Here is a 13,991-nt window from a genome sequence, read left to right as displayed (position 1 = left end):
GTCAGCCGAAGGTGTCGCACTTCGTCATGTCGCCGCTGCGGTAGCCGGTGGTGAACCACTGCTGCCGCTGCGCCGAGGAGCCGTGCGTCCAGGTCTCCGGATTGGTGCGCCCGGTGGCCCGCTGCTGGATCCGGTCGTCGCCCACCGATCCGGCGGCGTCCAGCGCCAGGGCGATGTCCCGGTCGGTCAGCTGGGTGATCAGCGGCCGCCCGGTGGACGGCTGCGGGGTGGTGGTGGCGTGGTGCGCCCATACCCCCGCGTAGCAGTCGGCCTGCAGCTCCAGCTTCACCGAGGCGCTGTCCGCGCCCTGCCGGTCGCCGCCGACCTTGGCGGTGGTGCCCAGCAGGTTCTGCACGTGGTGCCCGTACTCGTGCGCGACCACGTACGCCTCGGCGAACGGCCCGCCCTGGGCGCCGAGTTGGCGACCCATGTCGTCGAAGAAGCCGAGGTCGAAGTAGGCCTTGCGGTCGCCGGGGCAGTAGAACGGGCCGACCGCGGAGGTCGCGGTGCCGCAGGCGGTGGCGACCCGGTCGGTGAACAGCACGGCGGCGGCCGGGGCGTAGCTGCGGCCGCGGGCGGCGAACTCGCCCTGCCAGTACGCCTGGACGCTGTTGACCACGGCCAGGGCCCGGCAGTCCTGCCGCCGGTTGGCGTCCGCGCCGGTCCGGCAGGCGGAGTCCAGCTGGGCGGAGCTGGTGGCCTGGCCGACCGGGGGCGCGGCGGGCTGGTCGGCGGCGCCGAACAGCCCGGGGTCCACCCCGAACAGCAGGGCCGCGAGCAGGCCGAGCAGGCCGATCACACCGCCGCCGACGGTCAGACCGCCGCCGGGGATGCCGCGCCGGTCCTGGACCTGCGAGGCATCGAGTTCCGCGTCGTCGTCGAACTGCATTCCGTCTCACCTCTGTAACAGTCCGTGGGCCACCGAACGCGTACCCTAACCGGCCGGGAGCATGTGCGGTCCGCGCGACGGCGCAGGTCGCGCCGGGTCGCGTCAGCGGTGGATAAAGGTCTGGACCTGGGACACGCCGGGATTCGCCGGGCGGTAAACCCGGCGGTCCTGTCAGTGCCCGCCGGATAAACTCCGGCCGTGTCCTTCAACCCGCTGAGAAGCCTGTCGCCCCGTTCGGTCCTGCCCGCCGCCGCTGTCCTGCTGGTCCTCGCGGCCGGTGCCGCGGCCCACGCCAACCGTCCCGAGCCGTTCGGCGACCGGGTGGTCGCCGGGGCGTCGGACGCCAGCCCGGTCAGCGCGCAGTCGACCACCGCGGAGCAGACCGACTTCAAGGTGGGCCCCGGCGTGGAGGCCTTCTCGCGGACCAGCGGCGAGCGCCTGTGGTCCTACCGGCGCGAGGGCGCGACCGCGCTGCGCCTCACCCCGGTCGGCGAGGACGTGGTGGTGGTCTGGGACGACGGCATGGTCACCGCGGTGGACACCGGCGACCACTCGGTGCGCTGGCACCGCAGCGTCCCCGGCCTGGCCGACTGGCTGCGCGCCGACGGCGAGCCGGGCGCGGAGGGCCGCACCGAGGAGCAGCGCAAGCAGTTGATGGCCCAGCGCGCCGCCGAGGCCCTGCACCCGTCCGCGGACCGGGTCAACGACGCCTTCGTGACGGTGGTCACCCCGAGCCTGCTGATGGGCTTCCGCGAGCGCGACGGCGACCTGCGCTTCAACTCCCGCCCCCCGGCGGGCTGCACCTTCTCCCCGCTGCGCACCGCGGAGACCGACGACGCGGTGCTCGTCCCGCGGCTGTGCCCGTCCACCAGCGGCGCCGGGGCCCGCCAACTGCCGGGCGGCGTCATGGTGTTCTCGCTCACCGACCACGGCAACTTCCTCAACACCGGCCCCGACGTGGTGATGCGCCCGCTGGACGGCCACCGCGTCGCGGTCGAGGACGGCCCGGTGATCGGCACGTGGGTGTACGACACCACGCTGGGCGGCCGCGAGGCCGCCTGCGGCGCCGACGACGCCCCGTTCGCGGCGGCCCGGACGGCCTGCGCGAAGTGACCGCCCCGGCCCGGTCGGCACCCGCTGCCGCCCGGGCCGGGTCCGCGGTGCCGCCGTCGAGAAAAGGCTTTCCCGCCCTCCCGTAGACTTGGTCCCAATGGCTGAGTGCCATACCCACGTCGAGGAGAGACCCCAGCCATGATTTCCGCGAACGCCCTGGAGCTTCGTGCCGGTGCCCGCATCCTGATCGAGTCCGCCAGCTTCCGGATCGCCCCGGGCGACCGGATCGGCCTGGTCGGCCGCAACGGCGCGGGCAAGACCACGCTGACGAAGGTGCTGGCCGGCGAGGGCCTCCCGGCGGGCGGCACGGTCACCTCCTCCGGCGAGGTCGGCTACCTCCCGCAGGACCCGCGCACCGGCGACCTCGACGTCCTGGCCCGGGACCGCATCCTCTCCGCCCGCGGCCTCGACACCGTGCTGAAGAAGATGCGCGAGAACGAGGAGCGGATGGCCAACGGCAAGGGCGCCACCCGCGACAACGCGATGAAGAAGTACGCCCGGCTGGAGACCGAGTTCCTCACCAAGGGCGGGTACGCCGCCGAGGCCGAGGCCGCCACCATCGCCGCCGCGCTGGGCCTGCCCGACCGCATCCTCGGCCAGCCGCTGCACACCCTCTCCGGCGGTCAGCGCCGCCGCGTCGAGCTGGCCCGGATCCTGTTCTCGGACGCCGACATCCTGCTGCTCGACGAGCCCACCAACCACCTCGACGCGGACTCGATCGCCTGGCTGCGGGACTTCCTGAAGACCTACAAGGGCGGCTTCATCGTCATCTCGCACGACGTCGACCTGGTCGAGACGGTCGTCAACAAGGTCTTCTACCTGGACGCCAACCGCTCCGCGATCGACATCTACAACATGGGCTGGAAGCAGTACCAGCAGCAGCGCGAGGACGACGAGAAGCGCCGCAAGCGCGAGCGCGCCAACGCGGAGAAGAAGGCCGCCACGCTCAACGCGCAGGCCGACAAGATGCGGGCCAAGGCCACCAAGACGGTCGCCGCGCAGAACATGGCCCGCCGCGCCGAGAAGCTGCTCTCCGGCCTGGAGCAGGTCCGCCAGTCCGACCGGGTCGCCAAGCTGCGCTTCCCGGACCCGGCCCCGTGCGGCAAGACCCCGCTGACGGCGTCCGGCCTGTCCAAGTCGTACGGCTCGCTGGAGATCTTCACCGACGTCGACCTGGCGATCGACCGCGGCTCCCGGGTCGTGGTGCTGGGCCTGAACGGCGCGGGCAAGACCACCCTGCTGCGGATGCTGGCGGGCGTGGAGAAGCCGGACACCGGCGAGGTGATCCCGGGCCACGGCCTGAAGATCGGCTACTACGCGCAGGAGCACGAGACGCTCGACCCCGAGCGCAGCGTGCTGGAGAACATGCGCTCCGCCGCGCCGGACACCGACCTGGTGCAGATCCGCAAGATCCTCGGCTCCTTCCTGTTCTCCGGCGACGACGTGGACAAGCCGGCCGGGGTGCTCTCCGGCGGCGAGAAGACCCGGCTCGCGCTGGCCACCCTGGTGGTCTCCAGCGCGAACGTGCTGCTGCTCGACGAGCCGACCAACAACCTGGACCCGGCCAGCCGCGAGGAGATCCTCGGCGCGCTGCACTCGTTCAGCGGCGCGGTCGTCCTGGTCACCCACGACGAGGGCGCGGTCGAGGCGCTCCAGCCGGAGCGGATCATCCTGCTGCCCGACGGCGTCGAGGACCTGTGGAGCCCCGCCTACCACGACCTGGTCTCGCTGGCCTGACCCCGCCCGGCCGCCTCCCGGCCCGCTCAGGGCCCGCTCAGGGCCACCGCACGGACCTCGCGGGTAGACGCGGGGTCCGTCGTCGGTACGAGGGGAACTCGTCCCCCGTCGACCCCGGCCGCCCCGGGGGCGGGGCCGCGGGGTCCCGCGCCGGGGTGCGCGGTTTGCCCGCTGACGGTCCGGGCTGATCAGCGGATTCGCCCACCGGGGCGATTCCGGGAGGGGCGTGCACACCCTCCGTGAGCGCCCTGGTGCAGAGCGCGCACCACCACTCGCGCCCGCTTTCCCGTGACGGACCTTGTCGAATGGGTGGCCATGAACGGGGCAATGGGTGATCATGGGAATCTGACCGATCACCTCTACGAGGAGGCACGGGTGGCCGAGACTCTGAAAAAGGGCAGCCGGGTAACAGGTGCCGCGCGTGAGAAGCTCGCGGCCGATCTCAAGAAGAAGTACGACTCCGGGGCGAGCATTCGGGCCCTCGCGGAGGAGACGGGCCGGTCCTACGGGTTCGTCCACCGGATGCTCAGCGAGTCCGGGGTCAACCTCCGGGGTCGCGGCGGTGCCACCCGCGGCAAGGGCAAGGCCGCTGCCGCCGCCGGTTCCTGACGGTCCGTCACCCCGGGCGGGCGGCACCCGAGCAGCCCCGGCCGCCCACGGCACACCAGCACGCTGCTCGCCATGCACGACGCTCCACAACGGATCGGCGGCCGGGTTCCCCCCGAGCCGCCGACCGTCGTTTCCGGGTCCGGTCGCGGCGGCCCGCGAAGGTGCCTGTACGCGCGCCGGAGCCTTTGTTACCCTCCAGTAGCCCGTCGGGGGTCGGCGGGCGCCCCGCCCCGCCGCTGGAAGGTAGCCCGCCATGACCACCGACATCCCCGACGCCGACCGCACCGAGTGGGAGAAGGCGGGCGTCCGCCTCGACCTCGACGGCGAACTCGCCACCGTCACCCTCTGTGACCCCGCCCGCCGCAACGCCCAGACCCCCGCGATGTGGCGCGCCCTGGCCGCCGTCGGCCGCGCCCTGCCCGGCAGCGTCCGGGTCGTCCTGCTCCGCGGCGAGGGCAGCTCCTTCTCGGCCGGCCTCGACCGCGCCATGTTCACCCCCGAGGGCATCCCCGGCGAGACCGGCTTCCTGCAGCTCGCCGCCTCCGCCGACGCCGAGCTCGACGCCACCATCGCCTTCTACCAGGAGGCCTTCACCTGGTGGCGCCGCAACGACCTGGTCAGCATCGCCGCCGTCCAGGGCCACGCCGTCGGCGCGGGCTTCCAGCTCGCCCTCGCCTGCGACCTGCGGATCGTCGCCGAGGACGTCCAGTTCGCCATGAAGGAGACCTCCCTCGGCCTGGTCCCCGACCTCACCGGCACCAAGCCCCTCACCGAACTCGTCGGCTACGCCCGCGCCCTGGAGATCTGCGCCACCGGCCGCCGGGTCGGCGCCGAGGAGGCCGTCGCCACCGGCCTGGCCAACCTCGCCGTCCCCGCGACCGACCTGGCCGCCGCCGCCGCCGACCTGGCCGCCGCCCTCCTCGCCGCCCCCCGCAGCGCCGTCATCGAGACCAAGGCCCTGCTCCGCGGCGCCATCGACCGCACCTACGACCAGCAGCGCGCCGCGGAGCGCGAGGCGCAGGCCCGCCGCCTCCGCGACCTCGCGGGCCGCTGACGGCGCGAGCGGCCGGGGCGGTCAGGTGGGGGCGTACTCCGATCGGAGTGCGCCCCCACCTGTCTGTACGTACTTGTGGTGCGGCTCGCGTGGCGCAATGTCAGGTTAGGGGTGATTTGCGATATAGCTGGTGTCGAAACGTCAGGAGACCCGAGATGACGCAGCCCCACACCCCCACCCCCGCGGACCTGCAGAAGGACGCGCCGGAGAAGCGGCCGGCCGGTGAACGCGGCAGCACCTCCCTCGCCGTCGGCGTGGTGGAGAAGATCGCCGGCATGGCGGCCCGGGAGGTCTCGGGCATCCACGCCCTGGGTTCGGGGTTCTCCCGGACCTTCGGGGCGATGCGGGACCGGGTGCCGGGTTCGAGTTCGAAGTCCGGTGTCGGACGCGGGATCAAGGCGGAGGTCGGCGAGAAGCAGGCCGCCATCGACATCGCGCTGGTGGTCGAGTACGGAGTGGTGATCCCCAGGCTGGCCTCCGAGGTCCGGGCGAACATCATCGAGGCCGTCGAGCGGATGACCGGCCTGGAGGTGGTCGAGGTGAACATCTCCGTGAACGACGTCCACCTGCCCGACGACCCCGACGAGGACGAGGAGGAGGACTCCCAGTCCTCCGGCAAGCGTCCCCGCGTGCAGTGAGTTGTGACCGTCCGGAGTGCCGAGCAGCAGGATCGCGAAGGAGCAGTGGATGAACCTGGCGTTGATGGGCTTGCTCACGGGCATGGCCCTGGGCTTCGCCGGCTACTTCGGCGGGTTCGGTGCGTTCCTGCTGGTGGCGGCGCTCGGGGCGGTGGGCTTCGTGGTCGGGCGGCTGATCGAAGGGGACATCGAACTCGGTGACCTCGGCGACCTGCTGCGCGGCCGGGACCGGCGGCGCTGATGGCCCAGCCGGGGGTGGTCGCGCAGCGCGGCGGCGAGCGGGTCGCGGACCGGGTGTACCGACGGATCGCGGCCCGCGCCGCCGCCGACGCGCTCGCCCCGGCCTGGCAGGGCCGGCCGGGGTCGGGTCCGTACCCGAAGGTCTCGGCGCTCCTCTCGCACGGCCGGGTCCGGCTGACGCTGCACCTGGAGCTGCCGTTCCCGTCCGACGTGGGCACCCTCGCCCGCACGGCGCGCGACGCGGCCTGCCGCACCGTCACCGAACTCACCGGCACGCCGGTGACCGGGGCGGACGTGATCGTGGACCGCCTGCACCCGGCGGTCGCCGGATGAGCGGGCCGCAGCCGGGGGCCGCGCCCGAGCCCGAGCCCGGGCCCGCGGCGGAGCCCGTACCGGAGTCGGTGCACGGGAGCGGGCCGAGCGAGGTGGGCGGCAGGCGGCGCCGGGCCGGACGGTGGCTGCGCTCCCGGCGGACGGTGCCGACCGTGCTGGTGGTGGCGGTGCTGCTGGTGGCGGCCGGAACGCTGCTGTACGACGTGGTGGCGGTGCGGGCGGGCGGGCAGGCCAGGCCGTGGCGGCGGGAACTGTCGAAGCAGCTCGCCACCCGGCACCTGGACGACCCGTGGGTGCTCGGCATCGCGGGCGGCACGGTCGTGCTCGGCCTGCTGCTGCTGTGGCTGGCGTTCGCCCGCGGCCTGCGCGGCTGGCTCGCGCTGGAGCCGCGCGGGGCGGCGATCCACCGCAGGGCCGTCGCCGCGCTGATCGCCCGGCGCGCCCAGCAGCGCTCCGACGTGCACTCCTGGCAGGTGAAGGTCGGCCGTCGGCGCACCCGGGTCACCCTGACCGGCGCCACCGACCCGGCCGGCGCGGAGCGCGAGCTGCGGGCCGAGCTGGCCCGCATCCCGCTGGCCGCCCCGCACCGGCTGGACGTCCGCACCAAGCCGCTGCACGAACGCCACCACCGCCGGGAACTTGCCGAGCTGGAGCCGCCCCGATGAGCCGACGCACCGTCAACCGCACCATCCTGGCCCTGGTCGGACTCGGCCTGCTGGTCGGCGGAGCGCTGGTGCTGCTCGGCGGGCTCGACGCCTACCGGCACCTCGGCGTCACCCCGCCCCACTGGTGGCCGCTCACCTCGCCCGACCAACCGGTGCTCAGCACGGCCAGCCGCACCCGCTGGAGCGACCGCGACTGGTGGTGGCCGGTGGCGATCGCCGTCCCCGCGCTGGTGATCGTCGGCTGCCTGTGGTGGCTGTTCTCCCAACTGCGCCGGGGCGGCCCCGCCGGGGTCGACCTGCCCTCGCCCGCGGCGCCCGGCGAACCGCACTTCGCGCTGCACGTGCGCAGCCGGGCCGTCGAGGAGGCGATCGAGGCCGAGACGGTCGCCCTCCCGGACGTCGAGCGGGTCACCGCCAGGGTCACCGGCGCGGCCCGCCGCCCCGAGGTGCACACCGCCGTGCGGCTGGCCCCCGGCGCCGACACCGGCGCCGTGGTCACCGCCTACCGCACCGGCCCGGTCGAGCACGCCCGCCGCTCCCTGGGCCTGACCGCGCTGCCCGCCCAACTGCGCCTGCGCGGCGCCAAGGCCCGCAGGGAGCGGTCCCACAAGAAGGCCCCGCGGGTGCGCTGAAGGCCGCGGACCGGAGCGGGCGGCCCCCACTTCGGGCAACGGGCCGGTACCACCCGGGAGGGAGCGGTACGGTTACTGACCATTCGCCAAGTCGGCGCGCGGTCAGGGGGGTCGGGGTGCCAGACGGTCCGCTGCGGATACCCGGGTTCCGGCTGCTGGTGGCCGGGCAGCTCGCCTCGATGCTGGGCGACTGCTGCTACGCCGTCGCCCTGCCCTGGCTGGTGCTGGGCGGCCGCGGCGGGACGGCCCTGCTCGGCACTGTACTGGCCTGCTACGGCGTGGCCCGGGCCGCCACCATCCCGCTCGGCGGCGTCCTCGCCGACCGCTGGGGCGGCCGCCGGATCATGCTCGGCGCGGACGTCGTCCGGGCCGCCGCCGTGGCCGCGCTCGCCGCGGCCTCCGCGGCCGGGGCGCCGGGGGCGCTCGCGCTGGTCCTGCCCGCCCTGCTGCTGGGCGTCGGCTCCGGGCTCTTCCTGCCCGCCTCGTACACCCTGCTGCCCGCGCTGCTCCCGGCCGGGCAGCTCGGCCGCGGCAACGCGCTCTCCACGATGGCCAACCAGCTCGGCGGCGTGCTCGGCCCCTCGTTCGGCGGGCTGCTGGTCGCGTTGTGGGGTTCCACGCCCGCGCTGCTGGTCGACGCCGGGTCCTTCGCGCTGTCGGCCGCCGTGCTGGTCGGGCTGCGCCCGGGCCGGACGGCGGAGCGCACGGAGGGGGCCGCCCCGGGCGGGGAGGGGTCGGGGTTCGCCGAGGTGCTGCGGCGCGGACGGCTGCTGCACGTGGTGATGGTCGTCGCCCTGGTCTGCAACCTCGCCTTCAACGGCACCATGGAGGTCGCGCTGCCCGACTGGGCCCACCGCGACCTCGGACCGGCCGACTACGGCGCCCTGCTGACCGTCCTCGGCATCGGCTCGCTGGCCGGCTCGGCGATCGCCGCCAGGGCCCGGCCCGCGCGGCAGCCCGCCCGGCTGTTCGCCGCCCTCGCCGCGGTGATGGGCCTCGGCCTGGCGGGCGTGCCGTACGCGGGCGGGGTGGTCGGGGCGGGCGCGTGCATCGCGGTGTACAGCGTGGCCAGCGGCTGGCAGAACATCGTCGCCGTGACCATGCTGCAGACCTGGACGCCCGCGCGGCTGCTCGGCCGGGTGATGAGCATGGTGATGCTCGCCGTCACCGGCTCCTTCCCGGTCTCCGTCGCCCTCGCGGGCCTCGCCGTCCACCGCCTCGGCCCGGCCCCGTTCTTCCCCGCCGCGGGCACGGTCATCGCCCTGACGGTCGCCCTCGCGCTGGCCCAGCCCGCGTTCCGCCGCCACCGGCACGGGGAGGTGTTCGGGGCGGGGAGCGAACGGGCGGGGGCGCGGGGGACCGCGTGACCCCGGCTTCCTACAGGCCGCGGGTGGCGCCGCCGTCGACGGGGAGCATCAGGCCGGTGAGGTAGGAGGCGGCGGGGGAGAGCAGGAAGGCGGCGGTGCGGCCGAACTCCTCGGGGGTGCCGTAGCGGCGCAGCGGGATGGTGGCGGCGGCCGTTTCGCGGGCGGCGGCGGGGTCGGGGGCGAGGGCGTCGAGTTCGCGGACGCGGTCGGTGTCGATGCGGCCGGGGAGCAGGCCGAGGACGCGGATGCCGCGGGGGCCGAGTTCGTCGGCGAGGGTCTTGGCGGCCATCGCGAGGCCGGGGCGCAGGCCGTTGGAGATGCCGAGGCCGGGGATGGGCTGGCGGACCGAGGTGGAGAGCACGAAGGCGATGACGCCCCCGGCGGGGAGGTGTTCGGCGGCGGTGCGGGCCAGCCGGAGGGCGCCGAGGAAGACGGAGTCGAACGCGGTGCGCCAGGCCTCGTCGGTGGCGGAGGCGACCGGGCCCGCGCTGGGGCCGCCGACGCTGATCAGGATGCCGTCGAAGCCGCCGAAGCGGCTCCGGGCGGCGTCGACCAGGCGCTGCGGGGTGGCCGGGTCGGCGTTGTCCGCGCCGACGCCGTGCGCCCCCTCGCCGAGGGCGTCGGCGGCGGCGGTGGCCGCCGCCTGGGTGCGGCCGGTGACGACCACCTTGGCGCCTTCGGCGACCAGTTGCCGCGCGGTGGCGTGGCCGAGTCCCCGGGTCGCGCCGGTGACCACGTACACCTTGTCCTTGAGTCCGAGATCCATGCCGACCATTCTCGCCGGTCGGCATGGATCCCGGACGGCGGGTCAGCCCACCGGGACGCCGGGGTTGGTGAGGGCGGCGGGGCCGGTGACGGTGTTGTCGGCGGTGACGGTGACGGGGCAGGCGGTGGCGTCGTAGTTGGTGACGTCGATCGCGTACTTGGCGGGGTTGCTGCCGGTGGCGCCGGTCAGGTCGGAGGCGTTGCCGCGGAAGACGGTGCCGCAGCCCCAGCCGGGCTGCTGGGTGTGGGTCTGGTAGCCGTCGTTCAGGGTGTGCACGCCGGTGTTGTTCTCGATGACGTAGCCGTTGCCCTTCACGTCGACCCAGGAGTCGTCGTAGTTGACGTTCGTCAGGCCGTTGCCGTCGAAGCGGTTGCCGGAGACCAGGCCGCCGGTGGTGCCCTCCTTGAGGTCGACGTTCTCGCCGCCGATGTTCGGGCCGATGGTGTTGTTCAGGATCTGCACGTGGTCGCTGTGGTCGGTGAGCGTGTTGGCGGTGCCGACGTACACGCCCTCGCCCTTGCCGTCGTGGGCGGTGCCGGTGTCGTGCACGGTGGAGCCGCGCAGCACGCCGTAGCTGGAGGAGTTGCGGAAGTGCACGCCCTCCATGGTGGTGTGGTGGACCGTCACCCCGTCGAGCACCACGTGGTCCGAGGCGTCGACCACGATGCCCTTCTGGGCGTTGGTGACGGTGATGCCCTGGACGGTCCAGTACGGGGCGCCTGCCAGCGAGAGGCCGTAGCCGCCGCCGGTGGAGGTGGTGAGGACGGCGTTCGGGGAGCCGGTCAGGGTGATCCGGGCGGTGGCCGTGCCCGCCGTGGTGATCTTGAAGTTGCCGGTGTAGGTGCCGTCGGCGAGCTGGATGGTGCGGCCGGGGACGGCGGCGCTCAGCGCGGCCTGGAGCTCCTTGGCGGTGGAGACCCGGACGGTGTTCGCCGGGGGCGGGGAGAGGGTGGCGTCGTTCTGGCCGGGGGTGCTGACCGGCGCGGAGGGCGAGGGGGAGGCCGAGGAGGGCGGGGCGGAGGTGGGCGCGGGCGAGGTCGGGGCGGCGCCGGTGGCGGTCAGCGAGACGTCGTCGGCCTGGTAGGGGCTGCCGTACCAGCCGCTCAGCGCGACGGTGACCCGGGTGGTGCCCGGGCCGGTGGTGAAGGTGCGGGTGAGCTGCGTCCAGCCGGGGGCGTTCGCCCAGGTGGAGGTGGACACGCCGGTGCCGGAGGCCGCTGGACGGCGACGCTCTGGGTGCACGGGGCGAGGTCCGCGGCGCCGGGGGCGGCGGTCAGCGCGGCGGTGCCGGAGTGCGGGGCGGAGGTGGTGGTGGCGGCGGTGCCGGCGCACGTCCAGGGGGAGAGCGCGGCGGACTCGAAGCCGCCGTTGACGAGGAGTTCGGTGGCCGCGCCGGCCTGGGCGGGCAGCAGCGCGAGGACGGCCGAGCCCAGGGCGAGGGCGCCGGCCGCGGCGGCGCCGCGGTGGGGGCGGTGGGTCATGACGGTCGCTCCGGTGTGGGGGGAAGAGCGGTGCGGGGCGGGTGCACGGCCAATCTGGACTAGACCATTGCGGGGAGTCAATGGGCGTGCGCGGGCCGGACCTCCGACCGGGCGTCAATGGCGCGACGCCGGGAACCGTCCGAAGATGGGGGAACCGGACCACCCACCCGAGGTGCAGCGCATGGACAGTCGGCGGTTGCCGAACATCGACGGCGTCGCGGCGGCCCTGGTCGACGGCGACGGACGCGTCGTGGGCTGGACTTCCGCCGCCGAGCAGTTGCTCGGCCTGCCCGCCGCCCAGGTCACCGGCCGCCCCGCCGCCGACCTGCTGGCCGACGGCGCGGGCGACGCCCGGGCCCTCGGCAGGCGGACCGGCGAGGTCCGGCTGCGCACCGGCGACGGCGGCACGCTGGAGGTCGCCTACCAGGTGCTGCCGCTGGCCGGCGAGCACGGCGAGGTCCGCGCCCTGGTGCTGGCCACCCCCGCCGACACCGTCGCCCGGCGGCGCCAGGACGAGGCGTTCACCCGGGAGCTGTTCCTGCAGGACCGGCTCGGCCTGGCCTTCTTCGACACCGACCTGCGGCTGCTGCGCACCAACACCCACCTGCTCCCGTACACCGGCCTGCCCGCGCACCTGGCCGGGCACCGGCTCGGCGACTTCCTGCAGCCGGAGGACGCCGCGGCCGCCGAGGCGGTGCTGCGCGGCGTGCTGGCCAGCGGGGAGCCGGTGGTGCGGGCCGAACTGCCGATCCGCACCCTGGACGACCCCGGCCCGGCCGTGGTCATGGAGGTGCAGGCGTTCCGGCTGCAGGCCCCCGACGGGACGCTGATCGGGGTGACCGCGCTGTTCGGCGACGTCACCGAACTGCACCGCTACCGGCGGCGCGCCGACGTGCTGCACCGGGCCACCGCCGCCGTCGGCGGCTCGCTCTCGGTGGCCGGCACCGCCGAGGACCTGGCCGGGGTCCTGGTGCCCGGCCTCGGCAGCCGCGCCGAGGTGGACATCGCCGAGGCCGTCTTCACCGGCGACGACCCGGTGCCCGGCGCCGACGGGCTGCTGGCCGTCCGCCGCACCGCCACCGCGGGCCAGCCCGGCCCCGACGCCCGCCCGCTCGGCCCGCTGGGCGACGAACGCCTCGGCGGCCCCGCCGCCGCCGGGTCGCTGTCGATGAGCGCCCCGCTGCAGGCCCGCGGCGGCCCGCTCGGCCGGGTCACCGTCCGTCGCCGCCCGGAGGAGGGCTCGTACGAGGCGGAGGACCTCGAGCTGCTGCGGGAGATCGCCGCCCGGGCCTCGCTCGCCCTGGACAACGCCCGCCGCTACACCCGCGAGCACCGGGCCGCCGTCGGCCTGCAGCGCTCGCTGCTGCCGCCCGCCGAGACCGTGGTGCCCGCCGCCACCACCGCCAGCGTCTACCGTCCCACCGACACCGCGACCGGCGTCGGCGGCGACTGGTTCGACGTCATCCCGCTCTCCGGCGCCCGGGTCGCCCTGGTCGCCGGGGACGTGGTCGGCCACGGGCTGCAGGCCAGCGCCACCATGGGCCGGCTGCGCACCGCGGTGCGCACCCTGGCCGACCTCGACCTGGAGCCCGACGAACTGCTGGTGCACCTGGACGACCTGGTCTCCCAGCTGGTCGTCGAGGGCAGCGAGGAGGAGCGCGAACGCGGCGTCGCCGACCCCTCCGGGGCGACCTGCGTGTACGCCGTCTACGACCCGGTCTCCGGGATCTGCCAGGCCGCCAGCGCCGGGCACCCGCCGCCCGCCCTGGTCCACCCCGGCGGCCGGGTCGAGTACCTGCGGGTCAACCCGGGTCCGCCGCTCGGCGTCGGAGGGCTGCCGTTCGAGACGGCCGAGTGCGCGCTGCGCGCGGGCAGCGTGCTGGCGCTGTACACCGACGGGCTGATCGAGGGCGGCAGCGGCGGCGACCTGGACGAGGGCATGGCCCAGCTGGCCGTCCGGCTCGGCGAGGCCGACCTCGACGGCGACCTGGCCGCGGCCGGGCGGGCGATCGTCGCGGAGATGTCCACCGCCGGGCTCAGCGACGACGTCACGCTGCTGCTGGCCCGGCTGCACCCCGTCCCGGCCGCCGACACCGCGGTGTGGACCATCGACGCCGACCCGTCCGCCGTCGCCGGGGTCCGCGAGGCCGCCACCCGGACGCTGGAGGAGTGGGGGCTGGAGGCGCTGGTGTTCACCACCGAGCTGGTGCTCAGCGAGCTGGTCACCAACGCGATCCGGTACGCGGGCGGGCCGGTGGTGGTGCGGCTGATCCGCTCCTCGGTGCTGACCTGCGAGGTCTCCGACCCGAGCTCCACCCAGCCGCGGATGCGCCGGGCCCGGCTCACCGACGAGGGCGGCCGCGGCCTGTACCTGGTCGCCCAGCTGACCGAGCGGTGGGGCAGCCGCTACACCCGGGGCGGCAAGACCATCTGGGCCGAGCAGCCGCTGGGGCCCGCCTGACGGCCC

The 13,991-nt window shown here is 75.1% G+C and carries 15 protein-coding genes; 11 read left to right on the top strand and 4 right to left on the bottom strand.

Annotated features, from left to right (window positions below):
- Position 1: 1 nt before the first annotated feature.
- Positions 2–889 carry a neutral zinc metallopeptidase gene (locus tag ACFY00_RS08750; protein WP_388028746.1) on the bottom strand — a complete coding sequence of 296 codons (888 nt, stop codon included), beginning with the start codon at positions 887–889 and terminating at the stop codon, positions 2–4.
- 198 nt (positions 890–1,087) lie between these two features.
- On the opposite strand from ACFY00_RS08750, the gene ACFY00_RS08745 reads away from it, so the two are divergent.
- From ACFY00_RS08745 to ACFY00_RS08700, 10 genes are all read left to right on the top strand, one after another.
- Complete coding sequence (locus tag ACFY00_RS08745) at positions 1,088–2,002, top strand: hypothetical protein (RefSeq protein WP_388028744.1); 915 nt, start codon at positions 1,088–1,090, stop codon at positions 2,000–2,002.
- A 138-nt stretch (positions 2,003–2,140) separates the two neighbouring features.
- Positions 2,141–3,739 (top strand): ABC-F family ATP-binding cassette domain-containing protein, encoded by a 1,599-nt coding sequence (locus tag ACFY00_RS08740; protein ID WP_388028741.1) that lies wholly within the window; start codon positions 2,141–2,143, stop codon positions 3,737–3,739.
- Positions 3,740–4,114: 375 nt separating this feature from the next.
- Positions 4,115–4,348 carry a helix-turn-helix domain-containing protein gene (locus tag ACFY00_RS08735; RefSeq protein ID WP_014138756.1) on the top strand — a complete coding sequence of 78 codons (234 nt, stop codon included), beginning with the start codon at positions 4,115–4,117 and terminating at the stop codon, positions 4,346–4,348.
- Between the two features lie 253 nt (positions 4,349–4,601).
- The gene (locus ACFY00_RS08730; RefSeq protein WP_388028739.1) at positions 4,602–5,402 is read left to right on the top strand and encodes an enoyl-CoA hydratase/isomerase family protein; all 801 of its coding nucleotides are present in this window, start codon (positions 4,602–4,604) and stop codon (positions 5,400–5,402) included.
- A 155-nt stretch (positions 5,403–5,557) separates the two neighbouring features.
- Positions 5,558–6,040, top strand: coding sequence for an Asp23/Gls24 family envelope stress response protein (locus tag ACFY00_RS08725; RefSeq protein WP_388028736.1), 483 nt, complete (start codon positions 5,558–5,560; stop codon positions 6,038–6,040).
- 49 nt (positions 6,041–6,089) lie between these two features.
- On the top strand, positions 6,090–6,281 hold the full coding sequence (locus tag ACFY00_RS08720; protein ID WP_285735225.1) for a hypothetical protein: 192 nt from the start codon (positions 6,090–6,092) through the stop codon (positions 6,279–6,281).
- Complete coding sequence (locus ACFY00_RS08715) at positions 6,281–6,613, top strand: hypothetical protein (RefSeq protein ID WP_388028735.1); 333 nt, start codon at positions 6,281–6,283, stop codon at positions 6,611–6,613. The genes ACFY00_RS08720 and ACFY00_RS08715 overlap by 1 nt, the downstream gene beginning before the upstream one ends.
- Positions 6,610–7,278: a DUF6286 domain-containing protein gene (locus ACFY00_RS08710; protein WP_388028733.1), complete on the top strand. Its 669-nt coding sequence runs from the start codon at positions 6,610–6,612 to the stop codon at positions 7,276–7,278. Before ACFY00_RS08715 ends, ACFY00_RS08710 begins: the two co-directional genes overlap by 4 nt.
- Positions 7,275–7,910: an alkaline shock response membrane anchor protein AmaP gene (locus ACFY00_RS08705; protein WP_388028731.1), complete on the top strand. Its 636-nt coding sequence runs from the start codon at positions 7,275–7,277 to the stop codon at positions 7,908–7,910. Before ACFY00_RS08710 ends, ACFY00_RS08705 begins: the two co-directional genes overlap by 4 nt.
- Positions 7,911–8,026: 116 nt before the next feature.
- The gene (locus ACFY00_RS08700) at positions 8,027–9,277 is read left to right on the top strand and encodes an MFS transporter (RefSeq protein ID WP_388028730.1); all 1,251 of its coding nucleotides are present in this window, start codon (positions 8,027–8,029) and stop codon (positions 9,275–9,277) included.
- A gap of 10 nt (positions 9,278–9,287) precedes the next feature.
- On the opposite strand, the gene ACFY00_RS08695 is transcribed toward ACFY00_RS08700, so the two are convergent.
- The 3 genes from ACFY00_RS08695 to ACFY00_RS08685 are packed head-to-tail and all read right to left on the bottom strand — an operon-like array spanning position 9,288 to position 11,524.
- Entirely contained in the window at positions 9,288–10,043 is a 756-nt protein-coding gene (locus tag ACFY00_RS08695; RefSeq protein WP_388028729.1) for an SDR family oxidoreductase, read from the bottom strand.
- 42 nt (positions 10,044–10,085) lie between these two features.
- The gene (locus ACFY00_RS08690) at positions 10,086–11,105 is read right to left on the bottom strand and encodes a right-handed parallel beta-helix repeat-containing protein (protein WP_388029197.1); all 1,020 of its coding nucleotides are present in this window, start codon (positions 11,103–11,105) and stop codon (positions 10,086–10,088) included.
- 41 nt (positions 11,106–11,146) lie between these two features.
- Positions 11,147–11,524, bottom strand: a complete 378-nt coding sequence (locus ACFY00_RS08685; RefSeq protein WP_388028726.1) for a hypothetical protein — start codon at positions 11,522–11,524, stop codon at positions 11,147–11,149.
- 181 nt (positions 11,525–11,705) lie between these two features.
- Between ACFY00_RS08685 and ACFY00_RS08680 the strand changes: the two genes are divergently transcribed.
- Positions 11,706–13,985 carry a SpoIIE family protein phosphatase gene (locus ACFY00_RS08680; RefSeq protein WP_388028724.1) on the top strand — a complete coding sequence of 760 codons (2,280 nt, stop codon included), beginning with the start codon at positions 11,706–11,708 and terminating at the stop codon, positions 13,983–13,985.
- Positions 13,986–13,991 lie beyond the last annotated feature (6 nt).

Source organism: Kitasatospora sp. NPDC001540, from assembly GCF_042894345.1.
Lineage (GTDB): Bacteria > Actinomycetota > Actinomycetes > Streptomycetales > Streptomycetaceae > Kitasatospora > Kitasatospora phosalacinea_C.
Note: the sequence above shows the minus strand (reverse complement) of the source record. Positions and strands in the feature narration are given on the sequence as shown.

Excerpts from the sequence above, each read along its gene's own strand:
- ACFY00_RS08680 (WP_388028724.1), top strand. The coding sequence starts at position 11,706 with ATGGACAGTCGGCGGTTGCCGAACATCGACGGCGTCGCGGCGGCCCTG.
- ACFY00_RS08740 (WP_388028741.1), top strand. The coding sequence starts at position 2,141 with ATGATTTCCGCGAACGCCCTGGAGCTTCGTGCCGGTGCCCGCATCCTG.
- ACFY00_RS08695 (WP_388028729.1), bottom strand. The coding sequence starts at position 10,043 with ATGGATCTCGGACTCAAGGACAAGGTGTACGTGGTCACCGGCGCGACC.
- ACFY00_RS08720 (WP_285735225.1), top strand. The coding sequence starts at position 6,090 with ATGAACCTGGCGTTGATGGGCTTGCTCACGGGCATGGCCCTGGGCTTC.
- ACFY00_RS08710 (WP_388028733.1), top strand. The coding sequence starts at position 6,610 with ATGAGCGGGCCGCAGCCGGGGGCCGCGCCCGAGCCCGAGCCCGGGCCC.
- ACFY00_RS08705 (WP_388028731.1), top strand. The coding sequence starts at position 7,275 with ATGAGCCGACGCACCGTCAACCGCACCATCCTGGCCCTGGTCGGACTC.
- ACFY00_RS08725 (WP_388028736.1), top strand. The coding sequence starts at position 5,558 with ATGACGCAGCCCCACACCCCCACCCCCGCGGACCTGCAGAAGGACGCG.
- ACFY00_RS08750 (WP_388028746.1), bottom strand. The coding sequence starts at position 889 with ATGCAGTTCGACGACGACGCGGAACTCGATGCCTCGCAGGTCCAGGAC.
- ACFY00_RS08685 (WP_388028726.1), bottom strand. The coding sequence starts at position 11,524 with ATGACCCACCGCCCCCACCGCGGCGCCGCCGCGGCCGGCGCCCTCGCC.
- ACFY00_RS08715 (WP_388028735.1), top strand. The coding sequence starts at position 6,281 with ATGGCCCAGCCGGGGGTGGTCGCGCAGCGCGGCGGCGAGCGGGTCGCG.
- ACFY00_RS08730 (WP_388028739.1), top strand. The coding sequence starts at position 4,602 with ATGACCACCGACATCCCCGACGCCGACCGCACCGAGTGGGAGAAGGCG.